The organism is Streptomyces sp. NPDC041940, assembly GCF_055589465.1.
This window is the reverse complement of sequence record NZ_JBVJBP010000001.1, coordinates 494,776-510,146: the sequence shown is the minus strand read 5'-3', so window position 1 is coordinate 510,146 and position 15,371 is coordinate 494,776. Positions and strand designations below refer to the sequence as shown.

Genomic DNA, 15,371 nt, shown 5'->3' with positions numbered 1-15,371 from the left:
GGCCACCGCCTGGTTCAGCGTTCGAGGTGGACCCGGCCGCCGACCTCGGTCCAGCCGCCCGGCTGGGGCGCGGTCAGCAGCTGGGATCCGGCGCCCTGGGTGATGTTGAGGGCCCGGCCCAGCCGGTCGGTGAGCAGGAGGGCGGCGGCCCCGGTCGCCTCGTCCTCGTCGATGCCGTCGTCGCGGCCGGGAAAGGCTCGGGCACGGATCCGGCCGGCGGGTTCGTCCTCCCAGGCCCATGCGTAGACCCACTCCCCCGGCGGCGGTACGGCCAGATCGTCGACCTCGGCGGCGCTGCCGTACTGCCGCAGGGTGCGCGGCGGCACCCACTCCGCCCGCGCCTCGATCCAGCAGAACTCGCCGTCCTGCCGGGCACCGACCACCCCGGCGGGGACGACCAGTTCGGGCACGTCGAGCAGCCACGCCGTCCCGACGCAGGGATGCCCGGCGAAGGGCAGCCGCAGGGTGGGCGTGTAGATGTCGATCACGCCGCGCTCGGGATCGTCGACGAACACGGTCTCGCTGAAGCCGAGTTTCGCGGCGAGCTCCTGCCGCTCGCTCTCCCCGGGCAGCACCGAACCCTCGCGAACGACCCCGAGTTCATTGCCGTATCCACCGCGCGGCCCGCAGAAGACACGGAGTACGTCGTAGTCAGTCACGAGGGCATTCTGCCTTGAACTTCCCACCGCCACGACGACCGACAGAGAGCGAAGGTAAGGCTGGATGACCGTCCTGGAGAGGCCCACCACGAGCGCCCCGGGGCAGAGCCCGCCCCGAAGACGCCGGACGACGGCGTGGCTGCTGACCGCCGGGCTGGTCGCGGCCCTTCTCGTCCTGGTCCCGGTCGCGGCCGGCACCGGCGCCTATCCCGTCCCGGTCGGTGACGTCCTCGCCTCGGTGCAGCACCGGCTGGGGCTGGGCGGCGGGGAGCTGGACCGGGTGGCCGAGTCGGTGCTGTGGAACGTGCGGTTCCCGCGGATCGTGCTGGCCCTGCTGGTCGGTGCCTCGCTGGGCTGCGCGGGCGCGCTGATGCAGGGCGTGTTCGGCAACCCGCTCGCCGAGCCGGGTGTCATCGGCGTCTCCTCCGGTGCCGCGGTCGGCGCGGTCGGGGCGATCGCCCTCGGCGTGAACGTCCTCGGCACCTGGACGGTGTCCGTCTTCGCCTTCGTCTCCGGGCTGGCGACGGTCCTGCTCGTGTACGCGGTGTCGCGTTCGGGCGGCCGTACGGAGGTGGTGACGCTGATCCTCACCGGTATCGCGGTGAACGCCTTCGCGGGGGCGCTGATCGGCCTGTTCCTGTTCTTCGCTGACACGGCCGCGGTCAACCAGATCGCCTTCTGGCAGCTCGGCTCGCTCTCCCAGGCGACGTGGCCGAAGGTGCTGGCGGTCCTGCCGTGCGCGGTACTCGGCCTGGCGGTCGCGCCCCTGTACTCCCGCCGTCTGGACCTCCTGGCGCTCGGCGAGCGGCCCGCCCGGCATCTGGGCGTGGAGGTGGAGCGGCTGCGGATCGTGCTGGTCCTCGTCATCGCGCTGCTGACCGCGGCGGCGGTGAGCGTCTCCGGGATCATCGGGTTCGTGGGCCTGGTGGTCCCGCACCTGCTGCGCATGCTGGCGGGCCCGGGGCACCGGTTCCTCGTCCCGGGCAGCGCGCTGCTCGGCGCGCTCGTGCTGCTGGCGGCGGATCTGACGGCCCGTACGGTCGCCGCGCCCGCCGAACTCCCCCTCGGGGTGCTGACGGCCCTGCTCGGCAGCCCGTTCTTCTTCTGGCTGCTGCGCCGCACCCGGCGCCGACAAGGAGGCTGGGCGTGATCCGCCTGCGTACCCGACGTCCCACTCCCCCTGCCCGGCCCGCGCCCGGGGACGTCCTGGCCGAGGCCCGGGGCCTCCATGTCCGGCTCGGGGCCCGCGAAGTGCTGAAGGGCGTCGACGTCACGGTCCGCGCCGGTGAGGTCCTCGCCCTGGTCGGCCCCAACGGGGCGGGAAAGTCGACGCTGTTGAGCGCCCTGGCCGCCGATGTCCCGGCCGCCGAGGGGGTCGTACGCGTCCACGGCCGTCCGGCGGCGGAGTGGCCCGCGCCCGATCTCGCCCTGCGCCGGGCGGTCCTGCCGCAGTCCGCGGCGCTCTCCTTCCCCTTCACGGTCGAGGAGGTCGTCCGCATGGGCCGGGCCCCGCACAGCGCGTCCCCCGCCTCGACCCCGGCCGACGACGACCGGGCCGTCGCCGAGGCCATGGCCGCCACCGAGGTGACCGGCTTCGCCACGCGCCCCTTCTCCGCGCTCAGCGGCGGCGAGCGGGCCCGGGTCGCGCTGGCCCGGGTCCTCGCCCAGCAGGCCCCGCTCCTCCTGCTCGACGAGCCGACCGCGGCGCTCGACCTGCGGCACCAGGAACTGGTGCTGCGGCTGTGCCGGTCAAGGGCGCACGCCGGTGACGCGGTGGTCGTGGTGGTGCACGACCTGGGGCTCGCCGCTGCCTATGCGCACCGGGTCGCGCTGCTGTGCGCCGGTCGCGTCGCGGCGGACGGCCGGCCCGCCGAGGTCTTCTCCGAACGGCTGCTGTCCGAGGTCTACGACCAGCCCGTGGAGGTGTTCCCGCACCCGCGGACGGGAGCGCTTCTGGTGGCTCCCCGGCGAGAGCCTTGACCTTTCCATGTGGCGCTCTTCGCGATCTCGCCGCCTACCTGGTCAAGTTCGTCCAACGCCGGACGGCAACCGCACCGGCCCGGGACAGCTGACGCACACCCACCCCGCCCCGACCGCCGGAGGCACCCGGTAGGGTTCGCCTCCGGAAAGGGGAAGGTGAAGGCACCCGATGATCAGGGATCGCGACCCTCGAACACTCCGCACGCTCGGCCGAAGGACCCTCATATCGGCCTCGGTGACCGCTTTGTCGTTGACGGCGAGCGGATGCGTCGTCGTGCACGGCGAACGGGAGATCCTCCCGGCGACCACTCGCGCCGAAGCCGCCAAGGCGCTCCAGGAGTTCACGACCGCGTACAACGACGCCGACAAGGCCTACGACGCCTCCCTGGACGCCGAGCACACCACCGGCGCCCTCGCCGACATCGACTCGGCCCGCCTGGAGGCCGGTCAGAAGAACAACCCGGGCGGCAATCCGAACCACTCGCCGCTGAAGCTGACGGACGCGAAGTTCACGATCCCGAAGAAGGCCGGCTGGCCCCGCTGGTTCGTCGTCGACGCCGCCGGCAACAAGGGCGGCACCGCCCGCTGGCTGCTCGTGTTCACCCGCAGCGGCCTCGACGACCCGTTCCAGGTCGCGTACCTGACCCTCGTCGCCCCCGGCAAGGTCCCGGAGTTCAAGAAGGACGCGGACGGCTGGGCCGAGTCGGTACCGGTGAACACGCCCGGCCTGGCGGCGCAGCCCGGCGATCTGAGCCGGACGTACACGACGTATCTGAAGAACGGCGGGGCCGGCTTCGCGGACGGCGCGCACACCACCCAGTGGCGTGCCCTGCGCGAGAAGAACACCAAGAGGCCGGGCCTGGTCACCCAGTACATCGACGAGCCGCTGACGAACGGCGACTACGCGCCGCTGGCGCTGCGCACGACGGACGGCGGCGCACTGGTGTTCTTCACGACGCGGCACTACGAGAAGCAGACGGCCTACGCGGGCACGACGTTCCCGACTCCGAACAAGGACGTGCTCGCGCTGACAAAGGGCGAGATCAAGCAGTCCCTCACGCTGGAGTTCGTCTCCAACGAGGTGGCGCTGGACCCGAAGGGCCAGGGCAAGGTGACGATCCTGGGCCGGATCCAGGGCATGACCTCGGCGGAGGGCTCGTAGCGCAGGCCTCGGCCGGCTCAGGGCCTCAGCGGCGCGAAGGCCACGCCGACCCCGCGGAGTCGGCGTCGACGTACCGGCCGCAGACCTCGGTGAGCACCTCCAGCAGGCTCAGCGGGTCGGGCAGCTCGTGCTCGGGCCCGCGCACCCACCGCACCGCCTGGCCGTCACCGGGCAGCCGGGCCGGCGGCACGAGGACGTAGGACCCGCGGCAGTGCCAGCGCAGCCCGGGGTGCTCGTCCGCCGTCTCGGGGTGGCAGTCCAGCTCGCACGGCCACCACTCGTCCTCGTCCTCGGGCGTCCCGCGGGTGAGGGTGAAGAAGAGCATGCGGCCGTCGTCGCTCTCGGCGACCGGCCCGACCTCGACACCCTCCGCGAGCAGCCGCTCCAACGCGTCGCGACCGGCATCCAGGGGCACGTCGAGGACGTCGTGCACCATGCCGGTCGCGGTGATGAAGTTGGCCTCGGGCTGGTGGCGGGCCCAGCGCTCGATCTGGGCGCGGTCGGTGGTGGACTGCGTCTGCCAGGCGAAGGACACAGGGTGCCGGGCCGGGGTGGGGCAGCCGACGCGGTCACAGGAGCAGCGGTAGCCGGCCGGGTGGGCCGCGGGCGCGAGGGGCAGTCCCGCGCCGGCGGCGGCGAGCAGCAGGGCCTCACGGCCGCCGTCACCGGCGGTCTCCTTCGGCCGGCGCCCGGCGCGCAGCCACTGGGTGAGTTTGCCCTGCAGGCCGGTCCGGCCGCCGAACTCCGCGCTCATCTATCCCCTCGCCTCGCCGTCGTGCGGAACAGCATGCCCTATGGTCCCATCTTCCCGCGCACCGGGGGGCCAGTGCCCACATCCGGGGCAGGAGCTACGAGACGGGTACCGGTGGGGCGAGCGAGGCATATGCCGCACCGAGATCGGTGTCATTGCCCGCTTTGACCTGATATGGCGACCTACCGTATCGCCATGGTCACAACGATCACGCTGACGGGCCTGGCCACCGCGGCTTCCGTGGTCGCGCTGGCCCTCACGGCACACGACACCGCCCCGATGCCGCTGGAGTGGGGCACCGGCCCGCTGACGGTGGCGGCACTCCCCCGGATCACCTACGTCGCACACCGCGGCGGCGCCCACGAGGTCCCCGAGAACAGCATGTCGGGGCTGATGTCCGCCTACCGGCGCGGTACGGCGCAGGTGCTGGACTTCGACACCCGGCTGCTGCGCGACGGCACGCCGGTGGTGTTCCACGACGAGACCCTGAACCGCACCACCTACCTGGGCGGCGCGGTGCGCGGCCTGGACTCCCGGGAGTGGCGGGGCGTACGGCTGCGCCCGAGGGACGCGCTGCCCGGGAGCTGGCGGTCGGAGCGGCCGCCGACGGTCGCGGAGGTCCTGGACCGTTTCGGCGGGCGGATCGTGCTGATGCTGGAGGCGAAGGATCCGCGGAGCCTGGACCGGCTGGCCGGCCTGATCCGGGCCCGCGGCCTGACCCGCTCGGTCTTCGTGAACTCCAACGACCCCGGGGTGGCCCGGCGCGCCCACCGCCTCGGCCTGCTCACCCAGCTGTGGCGCTCGGCGCGGCAGCTGCGCACGGACCGCCCGGAGCGCTGGCGGTCGTACGTCGATCTGCTGGACGTGGACCACCGGGCGCGCGACGCGGATCTGACGCGGGCGGTGAACTCGGGGATCGCGCGGGTGTGGGCGCACACGGTGGTGACGGACGCGCAGCGGGACCGGGTGCTGGCGCTGGGGTGCACCGGGGTGATCACGGACGCGCCGGGGCGGCTGGCGCGCATGGCCGAGCTGCGGGCCCGGCAGGCCCGGGAAGCCCGGCAGGACGCCCAGCGGGACGCCCGGAGGGCCCTTCAGCGGGGCGCGATGCCGTGGAGGGCGTAGTCGACGAGGGTGTCGGTGTACTCGTAGGAGATCGGGCCGGTGTACTGGAGCCAGCGCTGGGCGAGGGGGGAGACCCAGAGTTCGAGGGCGATGCGCGGGTCGACGTCCGGGCGGACCTGGCCGGCCTCCTGCGCGGAGCGCACCCGGTCGGCGTACATCTGGAGCGAGGGTTCGAGGAGCTTGGCCACCATGACGCGGCCCAGCTGCTCGTCGACCACGCCCTCGGCGGCCAGAGCCCTGGACGGGCCCTCGAAGCGGGGGTCGTGGAGCTGGTCGACGGTGAGACGCAGCACGGCCTTGAGGTCGGCGGCGAGGTCGCCGGTGTCCGGGATGGCGAACTCGTACTCCGGGCCGGCCTCCCGTGACGTCTGTTCGCTCAGGTCGAGGAAGGCCTCCAGCAGGACGTCGGCCTTGGAGGACCACCAGCGGTAGATCGTCTGCTTGCCGACACCGGCCCGGGCCGCGATGCCCTCGATGGTGGTCTTGGGGTAGCCGACCTCCGCGACGAGGGCGAGGGCGGCGTCGTAGATGGCGCGACGGGACCTCTCGCTGCGCCGGGTGGAGTCGGGTGCGGGCTGCGCGGGCTTCTTCAGGCTCATGGCTCGAATTTATCAGGTTGACAAGACGGTGCGTCTCGCCTGACAGTGGTGAAGGTACAGCGCGAGACGAAACGTCTCGTCGCATCGTCATCGCATTCAGGAGAGGAGCCTCGACATGACCCGAGGCGGAGCCGGAAACATGCTGGGCGTCGGCGGATCGCGCAAGAACCTCGGCCGCAACGCGCTGCGCGGCGGCGGCCGGGGCGGCCGGATCGGCGGCGGTCTCGATCCCCAGGCCCAGAAGCGCGAGCTGCTGCGCACGCTCCAGGAGAAGCGGCGGCAACAGCGCGAGGGACAGGAGGGCGGTACGACCGACCGGTCGTCGTGAGCCTCCCCCGCCCGGGGGAGAGAGTCCCCTCGCGCGCGGGATCCTCCCGGGACGTCCGGCGGATGTACTGAAGCGGTCGCGACACCGCGACCGAACAGCGCGACCGACGGACACCCGGGAGGAAACACGATGGGCGTGTGGACGAGACGACGGCTGCTCACCTCGGCGGCTTCGGCGGTCTCGGCGGTCTCCGCGGCGGGCCTCGCCGTCACGGCGGCCGGACCGGCGCGGGCGGCGGACGGACGGCCGCGGCCGGGGGACGCCGACATCGCGGACACCCTGCGGGCACTGCCCGGACTGCGGCTGATCGAGGAGCGCAACGACGCCGGACCGGGGTACCGCCACTTCGTCCTGGGCCTGCGCCAGCCGGTCGACCACACCGACCCCGCGGCGGGCACCTTCGAGCAGCGCCTCACCCTGCTCCACACCGCCGCCGACCGGCCCACGGTGCTGTTCAGCACCGGCTACCACGCGGTCCTCACCCCCCGGCTCACCGAACCGGCGACGCTGCTGGGCGCCAACCAACTCCAGGTGGAACACCGCTACTTCGGCACCTCACGCCCGGCGGGCCCCGGCTACACCCACCTCACCATCCGCCAGGCCGCCGACGACCACCACCGCGCCGTCCGCCTGTTCCGCCGGCTCTACCCCGGCGCGTGGCTCTCCACCGGCAGCAGCAAGGGCGGCATGGCGAGCCTCTACCACCGGCGCTTCCACCCCGGCGACGTGGACGGCACGGTGGTCTACTCGGCCCCGAACAACGTCGACGACCGCGAGGACTCCGCCTGCCTGCGCTTCCTGGAGACGGTCGGCACCGCCCCCGGCCGCGAGGCCGTCAAGGCCGCCCAGCGCCGGATGCTGGAGCACCGGACCGAGCTGGTCGCCCGCTACGAGGCCTGGGCGTCCGCCGCCGGCGACACCTTCCGTATCGTCGGCAGCGCCGACAAGGCGTTCGAAATCGCCGTGCTGCGTGTGCTGTTCATGTTCTGGCAGCGCGCGACACCGGCCGACGTCGCCGCGATCCCCGGCCCCCGGGCGACGGCCGACGAGCTGTACACGTGGCTGGACCGCTGGGCGGGACTGTCCCTGTACGCCGACGACTCCGCGCGGAACTACATCCCGTACTGGTACCAGATCGGCACGCAGCTGGGGTACGGCGATGTCCCCACCGCCCATCTGGCGGATCTGCTGCGCCACCCGGGCGGCATCGAGCCGCGCAGCTTCGTCCCCCGGGACATCCCGCTGCGCTTCGACTCCGCCGCGATGCCGGACATCGACCGCTGGGTCCGCCGCCGCGGGAGCCGGCTGCTGTTCGTCAACGGCGCCCAGGACCCGGCCGTGGCCGAGCACTTCCGGCCCGGGGGCCCCGACGCGCGGATGCTGTGGGTGCCGGGCGGCAATCACGGCGTCGACATCGCGGACCTGTCCCCCGCCGACCGGTCGTCGGCGGAGGACACGCTGCACCGCTGGGTCGGTCGGGAGAACTCGTGATCAGGGTGCGGGCGGCCAGGCGTCACCCCAGTGAGCGTCGCGTGCGGCCTTGTACAGGTCGCCGTGGCGCTTGGTGACGGTGGTGCGGTTCAGGGACGGTTCGCTCTCGCAGAGGTCGAGGAGGACCTGGCCCTTGCGGATCTGGGGCTTGCGTACGACGCGTGCGGGCGCCGGTTCGACGGGGAAGCGGGCGGCGGCGACATAGCTGAACTTCTCGTCCTCGTAGGGCAGGGAGCCGCCCTTGACCTGGCGGTGCAGGGAGGAACGGCTGACCCGGGCGGAGAAGTGGCACCAGTCCGTGCCCGGGGCGATGGGGCAGGCGGCGCTGTGGGGGCAGGGGGCGGCGATGTGGAAGCCGGCGGCGATCAGGCGGTCGCGGGCCTCGATGACGCGGGCGTAGCCGTCGGGGGTGCCGGGTTCGACGATCACGACGGCCTGCGCGGCGGCCGCGGCGGCGTCGACGAGGGCGGTGCGGTCGGGGGCGGTCAGCTCGTTGAGGACGTAGGAGACCGTGACGAGATCAGCACTCTCGAGGGTGAGCGCCGCCCCGATCCGCGAGCGCTGCCACCGCACGTCCCGCAGGGCCGGGTTGGCCGCGGCGATCTCCCGGCCGAGGGCCAGCGCGGGCTCGGCCCAGTCGAGCACGGTGACGGGCCGCTCCCCGTCCCAGGTCGCCGTCACGGCCCAGGCCGCGGCGCCGGTACCTCCGCCGACGTCCAGATGCCCGCCGGGCGCCCACTCGGGCACGGCGTCCGCGAACGCGTCCAGCGCCGACCGCACCGCCTCGAAGGTCGCGGGCATCCGGTAGGCCGCGTAGGCGGCGACATCGGCGCGGTCCCGGAGGATCGGCGCGTCGGTCGGGGTGTCCCCCCGGTAGCTGGCGATCAGCCGCTCCACCGCCTGCGAGGCCTGCCGCGGCGGCAGCCCGTCGAGCAGACCGGCGAGAGCGGTACGGAGAGTTTCGGCGGCCGGGGGTGCGGGGGCGTTCACCCGGCGATTCTACGAGGGGCCCGAGCGGTCGGGAGAGAGCGGTGCTCTCAGATCCCCCGTACCGCTCGTGCCACCCGGGTCCCCGCCGCCGCCCTGGGTGCGTTGTCCGGGCGGCGGCGGCGCGGATGGACCGCGTTCGTCAGGAGGATCAGGAACGTGTCCGTCGCAGGGTCGAGGACGAGGGACGTGCCGGTGAACCCCGTGTGGCCGGCCGCGCCCCGGCCGGCCAGGTCGCCCATGAACCACGACCGGTCCAGGGAGAAGCCGAGGCCGGGCGGGGTGAAGAGGAGCTCGACGAAGTCGGGGCCGAGGATGCGGGCGGGGCCGTGGGAGCCGCCGGCCAGGAGGGTGCGGCAGAACACCGCGAGGTCCCGGCCCGTGGAGAACAGGCCCGCGTGGCCCGCCACGCCGCCCAGCACCCAGGCGTTCTCGTCGTGGACCTCGCCCCGCAGCATCCCCCGGTCCGCCTTGGCCCACGGCCGCCGCTGGTCCTCCGTGGCCGCCGCCCCGGGGCACGGCCCGAACTCCGTCGCCGTCATGCCCAGCGGCCGGGTGATGCCGTCGCGGACGAGGACGTCGAGCGTGCGGCCGGTGACCCGCTCCAGGACGTACTGGAGGAGCAGCATGTTCAGGTCGGAGTAGCAGTGCGTGCCGGGCACGCCGACCGGCTGCTCCGCCTGGAGCATCGCCAGCCGGTGCGCGGCGTCGGCGCAGTCGTACAGCGGGAGTTCGGGCCGCAGCCCGGAGGTGTGGGTGAGCAGCTGCCGTACGGTGACGCCGTGCCGGGCCGCCCCCGTGAAGTCGGGCAGATACGCCCCCACCTTCGCGTCGATGCCCAGCGTGCCGCGCTCGATCTGCTGGACGGCGGCCACGGACGTGAACAGTTTCGTGAGGGACGCCAGGTCGAAGGGTGTGCCGACGGTCATCGGGACCCGGTCCTCGGCGGGCAGCTCCACACCGGCGTCGGCGTCCTCGTCGTAGGCCGAGTAGCGCACGGCCCAGCCCGCCGCCTCCTCCACCGCGATCACGGGGCCGCGCCCGACGACGAGGACCGCGCCCGGTGCCCAGGGGCGCTGCCCGGTGGTGAGGACGTGGACCTCCCGGACGAGCCGGCGCAGTTCCGCGGGGTCGAGTCCGGCCCGTTCCGGCGTGCCGTCGCGCAGTCTCGGTGCGCTCAGCTGTCCGCTCCCTCCGCGCTCGCGGTCCTGCTCTCCGTCTCCGAGGTCTTCGAGGTCTCCGAAGTCTGCGAGGTCCTCCAAGGTCGGCACATTCCCACGAAGCAGGCCACCGCCACCAGTGCGGCGGCCAGTTGGACGACGGCCATCGGGACGGCGGTGTCCTCGCCGGCGACGCCGACGAGCGGGGAGGCGATCGCGCCGATGAGGAACGACGAGGTGCCGAGCAGGGCGCTCGCGGAGCCCGCGTTGTGCTTGGTGCGCATCAGCGCGAGGGCCTGGGTGTTGGGCAGCGTGATGCCCATCGCGGACATCAGCACGAAGAGCGCGGCGGCGACGGGCGCGAGGCCGACCTCGCCGAACACTCCCGTGGACATCAGCAGCAGCGCGGTCGCGGCGGTGATGACGATCGTCAGGCCGATCCCCAGCACCCGGTCCAGGCTGACCCGGCCGACCAGGACCTTGCCGTTGATCTGGCCGACGAGGACAAGCCCGACCGAGTTGACGCCGAACAGCAGGCTGAACGTCTGCGGGGAGGCGCCGTAGATCTCCTGGATGACGAAGGGGGACGCCGATATGTAGGCGAAGAGCGAGGCGAAGGCGAAGCCGCCGGTGAGGGTGTAGCCGGCGAAGGACCTGTCGGCGAGCAGGCCGCGCATCGCGCGCAGGGCCTCGCCGACGCCGCCGCTGTGGCGCTCGGCAGGCGGCAGGGTCTCGGGCAGCTTCGTCCAGACCAGCACGCCGATCGCGATGCCGATGACGGTGAGGACGACGAACACGCCCCGCCAGTCCGTGACGCGCAGCACCTGCCCGCCGATCAGCGGCGCCACGATCGGGGCGACCCCGGAGATCAGCATCAGGGTGGAGAAGAAGCGGGCCATGGCCATGCCGTCGTAGAGGTCGCGGACGACGGCCCGGGCGATGACGATCGCGGCGGCGCCCGCGAGGCCCTGGGCCAGCCGGAAGGCGACCAGGAGCTCGACGGTGGGGGCGAGCGCGCACAGGACGGTGGCGACGACGAAGACGGCGAGGCCGGCGAGCAGCGGGCGGCGGCGCCCCCAGCGGTCGCTCATCGGCCCGACGACGAGCTGGCCGAGCGCCATGCCGGCGAGGCAGGCGGTGAGCGTGAGCTGGACCGTCGCGGCGGGCGCGTGCAGGGAGCGGGTGACCTCCGGCAGCGACGGGAGGTACATGTCCATCGCCAGCGGCGGTACGGCCGTCAGGCTGCCGAGGAGGAAGGTGACGAGGAGCCCGGTGCGGCGCTGCGACGTGAGGTCGGGGCGCTCCGTCCCTGCTACGGCCCCCTGTGCGGTGTTCGATATGGACGCCCCACCCTCGGGCATGAGTCCCTCCCTGTTCGATTCGATCGCCCCCTATGCTCTCAGCTCGTACGGACTGCTCGGGGTCACAAGGCGAAGGCGGCGCGGTATGACGGCGGACACGGTGCGGTGGGGCGTCCTGGCGACCGGGGGGATCGCGGCCTCGTTCACGGCGGATCTGATCGACCTGTCGGACGCGGAGGTCGTGGCGGTGGCGTCGCGGTCCGAGGAGTCGGCGAAGGCGTTCGCGGAGCGGTTCGGGATACCCCGGGCGTACGGCGACTGGAACGCGCTCGCGCGGGACGAGGACATCGATGTCGTCTACGTCGCCACGCCGCACACGGCCCACCGGACCGCGGCCGGTCTGTGTCTGGCGGCCGGGCGGAACGTGCTGTGCGAGAAGCCGTTCACGCTGAACGTGCGCGAGGCGGCGGAACTCGTCGCGCTGGCGCGGGAGCACGGGCGCTTCCTGATGGAGGCGATGTGGATGTACTGCAATCCGCTGGTGCGCCGGCTGAAGTCGCTGGTGGACGACGGTGCGATCGGCGAAGTGCGCAGTGTGCAGGCCGATTTCGGGCTGGCCGGTCCTTTCCCGCCCTCGCACCGGCTGCGGAACCCGGAGCTGGGCGGGGGCGCGCTGCTCGATCTGGGCGTGTATCCGGTGTCGTTCGCGCAGCTGCTGCTCGGGGAGCCGTCGGACGTCGCCGCGCGGGCGGTGCTCTCGGAGGAGGGCGTCGATCTCCAGACGGGTGCACTGCTGTCCTGGGAGAGCGGCGCTCTCGGCTCGGTGCACTGTTCCATCGTCGGCGGTACGGCGACCTCCGCCTCGGTGACCGGCTCGCGGGGGCGTATCGACATCCCGGGCGGGTTCTTCTTCCCGGACCGTTTTGTGCTGCACCGGGACGGCCGTGACGCGGAGGAGTTCACGGCCGATCCGGCGGACGGGCCCCGCAACAGCCTGCGGCACGAGGCCGCCGAGGTGATGCGCGCCGTGCGCGCCGGTGAGACGGAGTCCCCACTCGTCCCGCTCGACGGCACGCTCGCCGTGATGCGGACGCTCGACGCGATCCGGGACCGCGTCGGCGTCCGCTACCCCGGGGAGACGGGCGAGCCGCGCCTCACGCCGGCTTGAGCCCCTGCTCCCCCACCTCCGTGACGAAGGACGCGGCCGTCGTGACCGGCGCCCCCTGCGTGGTCACGTACGGCACGGTCTTGAAGTCGGCCCGCGCGGACTCCTGCCCGAGGGCGACGGTGACGTAACCGCGCCGCCCGTTGAAGAACTTCAGGTGCGGGTTGGCGCCCATGTAGGTGTCCCAGGTCGGGGGCTTGTCGGCGCCGTCCCCGCCGCTGGAGATCGACGTCGTCACGATCTCCGTACCGAGAGTCGCGGAGGACGGGGCGTCGAAGTCGTCCTTGATGTCGAAGGCGTACGCGGAGTGCACGTCGCCGCTGAGCACCATCAGGTTCTCCACGCCGGCGGCCTTCGCGCCGTCGAGGACGCGCCGGCGAGAGGCGCTGTAGCCGTCCCAGGCGTCCATCGAGACCCGTGACGGGGTGGTCGCGTCCATGTGCCGCCGGGCGAACATGACCTGCTGCGGTACGACGTTCCACAGCGCCCGCGAGGAGCGCCAGCCGTCGAGCAGCCACCGCTCCTGCGTCGCCCCGGTCATGGTGCGCGCCGGGTCGTCGGACTCGGGTCCTGGCACGTGCCCCTTGTCTCCGTAGGCCTGGTCGGAGCGGTACTGGCGGGTGTCGAGGACGTCGAACTGGGCGAGCCGGCCCCAGCGCAGGCGGCGGTAGAGCTGCATATCGGATCCGGCCGGGCGCTGCGGGCGCCGCAGCGGCTGGTTCTCCCAGTAGGCGCGGTAGGCGGAGGCGCGGCGCAGCAGGAACTCCTCCGGCGGGACGTTGTTCTCGGGGATCTCGTCGGCGTAGTTGTTCTCGGTCTCGTGGTCGTCCCAGGTGACGACGAACGGGTGCGCGGCGTGCGCGGCGCTCAGGTCCGGGTCGGACTTGAAGAGGGCGTACCGCAGCCGGTAGTCGTCCAGGGTCAGCGTCTCGCGGTTGAACAGGTCGGGCAGCGCCCGGTCGGTGTACTTGCGCTGTCCGCCGACGGAGTTGACGGCGTACTCGTAGAGGTAGTCGCCGAGGTGGAAGACGAGATCGACGTCGTCGGCGGCGAGATGCGCGTACGGCGTGTAGTAGCCGTCCGTGTAGGCCTGGCAGGAGACGGCGGCGAGGGTGAGCTCCTGGACCCGGCTGCCGGGGTCCGGGGCGGTGCGGGTACGGCCGGCCGGGCTGACCCAACGGCCGACGCGGAAGCGGTAGTGGTAGCCGCGGCCGGCCTCCAGACCGCTCGCCTCCACATGGACGGTGTGGTGGAACTCGGGGTGCGCGGTGACGGTGCCGCGCCGGGCGATACGGCGGAACCGCTCGTCGTGGGCCAGTTCCCACTGGACGGTGACGCGTTCGGCGGGCAGTCCGCTGTCGGCCTGGAACGGGGCGGGTGCGAGGCGGGTCCACAGGATCACGGAGCCGGGCTGGGGGTCGCCTGAACCGACGCCTAGCGTGAACGGGTTCTCGGTGATCCGCGCGGCGTCGAGTTCGGCGGCGGCCGCGACTCCGGCCGAGGGCAGATTGGTCGCGAAGGCCAGCGCGGCGGCGGCCCCGGTGGTGGTGAGGAAGCCGCGTCGGCCGATGTGCCGGGCGGCCGCGCGGAGTTCGGGGGCGTGCTGGGACGGGCGTGCTGCGGGTGTCATCCGGTCCTCCCCTGGCGAATGGCTGCAAGGGGCATTCGAGTGGCCGGGGTCGACACCTGGTCGACGTGTACACCGCACGCACGTGACGGACGGATGAGTTCCGGATGGCGGGGCCTCCCGTACGCTGCGGGCCCATGAATGCCAAGGAAAATGCAGTCGCGGTGGTGACCGGGGCGGGTTCCGGGATCGGCCGGGCGGTGGCCGTGGAACTGCTCCGCGCGGGCTGGTCGGTGGCGCTGGCGGGCCGGCGCGTGGAGACCCTGGAGGAGACGGCGGCCCTGGCGCCCGAGGGCGCGGCTCTCACCGTACGGACGGACGTCTCACGCCCCGAGGACGTGGCTGCCCTCTTCGAGGCCGCCGTCGGGCGTTTCGGGCGGGTCGACCTGCTGTTCAACAACGCGGGCACGTTCGGGCCCGGCGGCGTGCCGGTCGAGGAGCTGCCCTACGACGCGTGGCGGCATGTGGTGGACACCAACCTCAACGGGGCGTTCCTGTGCGCGCAGGCGGCGTACCGGCAGATGAAGGAGCAGGACCCGCGGGGCGGGCGGATCATCAACAACGGGTCCGTCTCGGCGCACACGCCCCGGCCGCACTCGGTGGCCTACACCGCGACCAAGCACGCGCTGACCGGCCTGACCAAGGCGCTGTCGCTGGACGGGCGGCCGTACGGGATCGCGGTGGGGCAGATCGACATCGGCAACGCGGCGACCGACATGACGTCCCGTATGCGGACGGGAGCGCTCCAGGCGAACGGGGAGGTGGCTCCGGAGCCGGTGATGGATGTCGCCGATGTGGCCCGCACGGTGCGGCACATGGCGGAGCTGCCGCTGGACGCGAACGTGCAGTTCGCGACCGTACTCGCCACGGCGATGCCGTACGTCGGGCGCGGCTGAGGGCCCGATCGACGGCGGCCGCCGGTCGTCAACCCGTCAACCTGCACAACCGGAATTTCAACGTCCGCCCTATTGCGGCCGGTCGGCCGCTTATGCTCAACTCTCCTACACCAAAGCTTCACACTTGGAGCAGAGAGCTT

General features: G+C 72.9%; 15 protein-coding genes. 8 read left to right on the top strand and 7 right to left on the bottom strand.

Annotated elements, in window-relative coordinates:
* Positions 1-14 precede the first annotated feature (14 nt).
* A complete protein-coding gene (locus ACZ6I3_RS02175; RefSeq protein WP_469410943.1) occupies positions 15-659 on the bottom strand; it encodes a PhzF family phenazine biosynthesis protein in 645 nt (214 codons plus the stop codon).
* Between the two features lie 64 nt (positions 660-723).
* On the opposite strand from ACZ6I3_RS02175, the gene ACZ6I3_RS02170 reads away from it, so the two are divergent.
* The 3 genes from ACZ6I3_RS02170 to ACZ6I3_RS02160 all read left to right on the top strand — a co-directional run bounded on the left by ACZ6I3_RS02170 (position 724) and on the right by ACZ6I3_RS02160 (position 3,801).
* A complete protein-coding gene (locus tag ACZ6I3_RS02170) occupies positions 724-1,809 on the top strand; it encodes a FecCD family ABC transporter permease (RefSeq protein WP_469410942.1) in 1,086 nt (361 codons plus the stop codon).
* Complete coding sequence (locus ACZ6I3_RS02165) at positions 1,809-2,639, top strand: heme ABC transporter ATP-binding protein (protein ID WP_469411669.1); 831 nt, start codon at positions 1,809-1,811, stop codon at positions 2,637-2,639. The genes ACZ6I3_RS02170 and ACZ6I3_RS02165 overlap by 1 nt, the downstream gene beginning before the upstream one ends.
* Positions 2,640-2,808: 169 nt before the next feature.
* The gene (locus ACZ6I3_RS02160) at positions 2,809-3,801 is read left to right on the top strand and encodes an SCO2278 family lipoprotein (protein ID WP_469410941.1); all 993 of its coding nucleotides are present in this window, start codon (positions 2,809-2,811) and stop codon (positions 3,799-3,801) included.
* A gap of 25 nt (positions 3,802-3,826) precedes the next feature.
* Here ACZ6I3_RS02160 and ACZ6I3_RS02155 read toward each other — a convergent pair whose 3' ends face one another.
* Positions 3,827-4,555 carry a bifunctional DNA primase/polymerase gene (locus ACZ6I3_RS02155; protein WP_382830336.1) on the bottom strand — a complete coding sequence of 243 codons (729 nt, stop codon included), beginning with the start codon at positions 4,553-4,555 and terminating at the stop codon, positions 3,827-3,829.
* 192 nt (positions 4,556-4,747) lie between these two features.
* Here ACZ6I3_RS02155 and ACZ6I3_RS02150 point away from each other — a divergent pair, with 192 nt between their 5' ends.
* Complete coding sequence (locus ACZ6I3_RS02150) at positions 4,748-5,677, top strand: glycerophosphodiester phosphodiesterase (RefSeq protein ID WP_469410940.1); 930 nt, start codon at positions 4,748-4,750, stop codon at positions 5,675-5,677.
* On the opposite strand, the gene ACZ6I3_RS02145 is transcribed toward ACZ6I3_RS02150, so the two are convergent.
* Entirely contained in the window at positions 5,647-6,276 is a 630-nt protein-coding gene (locus ACZ6I3_RS02145; protein ID WP_469410939.1) for a TetR/AcrR family transcriptional regulator, read from the bottom strand. The two genes, ACZ6I3_RS02150 and ACZ6I3_RS02145, sit on opposite strands and share 31 nt — an antisense overlap.
* A 115-nt stretch (positions 6,277-6,391) precedes the next feature.
* On the opposite strand from ACZ6I3_RS02145, the gene ACZ6I3_RS02140 reads away from it, so the two are divergent.
* Complete coding sequence (locus tag ACZ6I3_RS02140; RefSeq protein WP_469410938.1) at positions 6,392-6,604, top strand: DUF6243 family protein; 213 nt, start codon at positions 6,392-6,394, stop codon at positions 6,602-6,604.
* Between the two features lie 129 nt (positions 6,605-6,733).
* The gene (locus ACZ6I3_RS02135; RefSeq protein WP_469410937.1) at positions 6,734-8,095 is read left to right on the top strand and encodes a S28 family serine protease; all 1,362 of its coding nucleotides are present in this window, start codon (positions 6,734-6,736) and stop codon (positions 8,093-8,095) included.
* Here ACZ6I3_RS02135 and ACZ6I3_RS02130 read toward each other — a convergent pair whose 3' ends face one another.
* From ACZ6I3_RS02130 to ACZ6I3_RS02120, 3 genes are read right to left on the bottom strand one after another with little or no spacing between them, the layout of a single operon-like run.
* A complete protein-coding gene (locus ACZ6I3_RS02130; RefSeq protein WP_469410936.1) occupies positions 8,096-9,085 on the bottom strand; it encodes a small ribosomal subunit Rsm22 family protein in 990 nt (329 codons plus the stop codon).
* Positions 9,086-9,132: 47 nt separating this feature from the next.
* The gene (locus ACZ6I3_RS02125; RefSeq protein ID WP_469411667.1) at positions 9,133-10,248 is read right to left on the bottom strand and encodes a serine hydrolase domain-containing protein; all 1,116 of its coding nucleotides are present in this window, start codon (positions 10,246-10,248) and stop codon (positions 9,133-9,135) included.
* 11 nt (positions 10,249-10,259) lie between these two features.
* Positions 10,260-11,603, bottom strand: coding sequence for a multidrug effflux MFS transporter (locus tag ACZ6I3_RS02120; protein WP_469410935.1), 1,344 nt, complete (start codon positions 11,601-11,603; stop codon positions 10,260-10,262).
* A gap of 85 nt (positions 11,604-11,688) precedes the next feature.
* Between ACZ6I3_RS02120 and ACZ6I3_RS02115 the strand changes: the two genes are divergently transcribed.
* On the top strand, positions 11,689-12,711 hold the full coding sequence (locus ACZ6I3_RS02115; RefSeq protein ID WP_469410934.1) for a Gfo/Idh/MocA family protein: 1,023 nt from the start codon (positions 11,689-11,691) through the stop codon (positions 12,709-12,711).
* Here the strand turns inward: ACZ6I3_RS02115 and ACZ6I3_RS02110 are convergent.
* Positions 12,698-14,338 (bottom strand): alkaline phosphatase D family protein, encoded by a 1,641-nt coding sequence (locus tag ACZ6I3_RS02110; RefSeq protein ID WP_469410933.1) that lies wholly within the window; start codon positions 14,336-14,338, stop codon positions 12,698-12,700. The two genes, ACZ6I3_RS02115 and ACZ6I3_RS02110, sit on opposite strands and share 14 nt — an antisense overlap.
* A 134-nt stretch (positions 14,339-14,472) precedes the next feature.
* On the opposite strand from ACZ6I3_RS02110, the gene ACZ6I3_RS02105 reads away from it, so the two are divergent.
* The gene (locus ACZ6I3_RS02105; RefSeq protein ID WP_469410932.1) at positions 14,473-15,231 is read left to right on the top strand and encodes an SDR family oxidoreductase; all 759 of its coding nucleotides are present in this window, start codon (positions 14,473-14,475) and stop codon (positions 15,229-15,231) included.
* Positions 15,232-15,371: the final 140 nt, after the last annotated feature.

Bases quoted from the DNA above. Each gene is read 5' to 3' on its own strand.
- ACZ6I3_RS02150 (WP_469410940.1), top strand. From the start codon at position 4,748: ATGGTCACAACGATCACGCTGACGGGCCTGGCCACCGCGGCTTCCGTG.
- ACZ6I3_RS02120 (WP_469410935.1), bottom strand. From the start codon at position 11,603: ATGCCCGAGGGTGGGGCGTCCATATCGAACACCGCACAGGGGGCCGTA.
- ACZ6I3_RS02110 (WP_469410933.1), bottom strand. From the start codon at position 14,338: ATGACACCCGCAGCACGCCCGTCCCAGCACGCCCCCGAACTCCGCGCG.
- ACZ6I3_RS02105 (WP_469410932.1), top strand. From the start codon at position 14,473: ATGAATGCCAAGGAAAATGCAGTCGCGGTGGTGACCGGGGCGGGTTCC.
- ACZ6I3_RS02115 (WP_469410934.1), top strand. From the start codon at position 11,689: ATGACGGCGGACACGGTGCGGTGGGGCGTCCTGGCGACCGGGGGGATC.
- ACZ6I3_RS02160 (WP_469410941.1), top strand. From the start codon at position 2,809: ATGATCAGGGATCGCGACCCTCGAACACTCCGCACGCTCGGCCGAAGG.
- ACZ6I3_RS02135 (WP_469410937.1), top strand. From the start codon at position 6,734: ATGGGCGTGTGGACGAGACGACGGCTGCTCACCTCGGCGGCTTCGGCG.
- ACZ6I3_RS02170 (WP_469410942.1), top strand. From the start codon at position 724: ATGACCGTCCTGGAGAGGCCCACCACGAGCGCCCCGGGGCAGAGCCCG.
- ACZ6I3_RS02140 (WP_469410938.1), top strand. From the start codon at position 6,392: ATGACCCGAGGCGGAGCCGGAAACATGCTGGGCGTCGGCGGATCGCGC.
- ACZ6I3_RS02155 (WP_382830336.1), bottom strand. From the start codon at position 4,555: ATGAGCGCGGAGTTCGGCGGCCGGACCGGCCTGCAGGGCAAACTCACC.
- ACZ6I3_RS02145 (WP_469410939.1), bottom strand. From the start codon at position 6,276: ATGAGCCTGAAGAAGCCCGCGCAGCCCGCACCCGACTCCACCCGGCGC.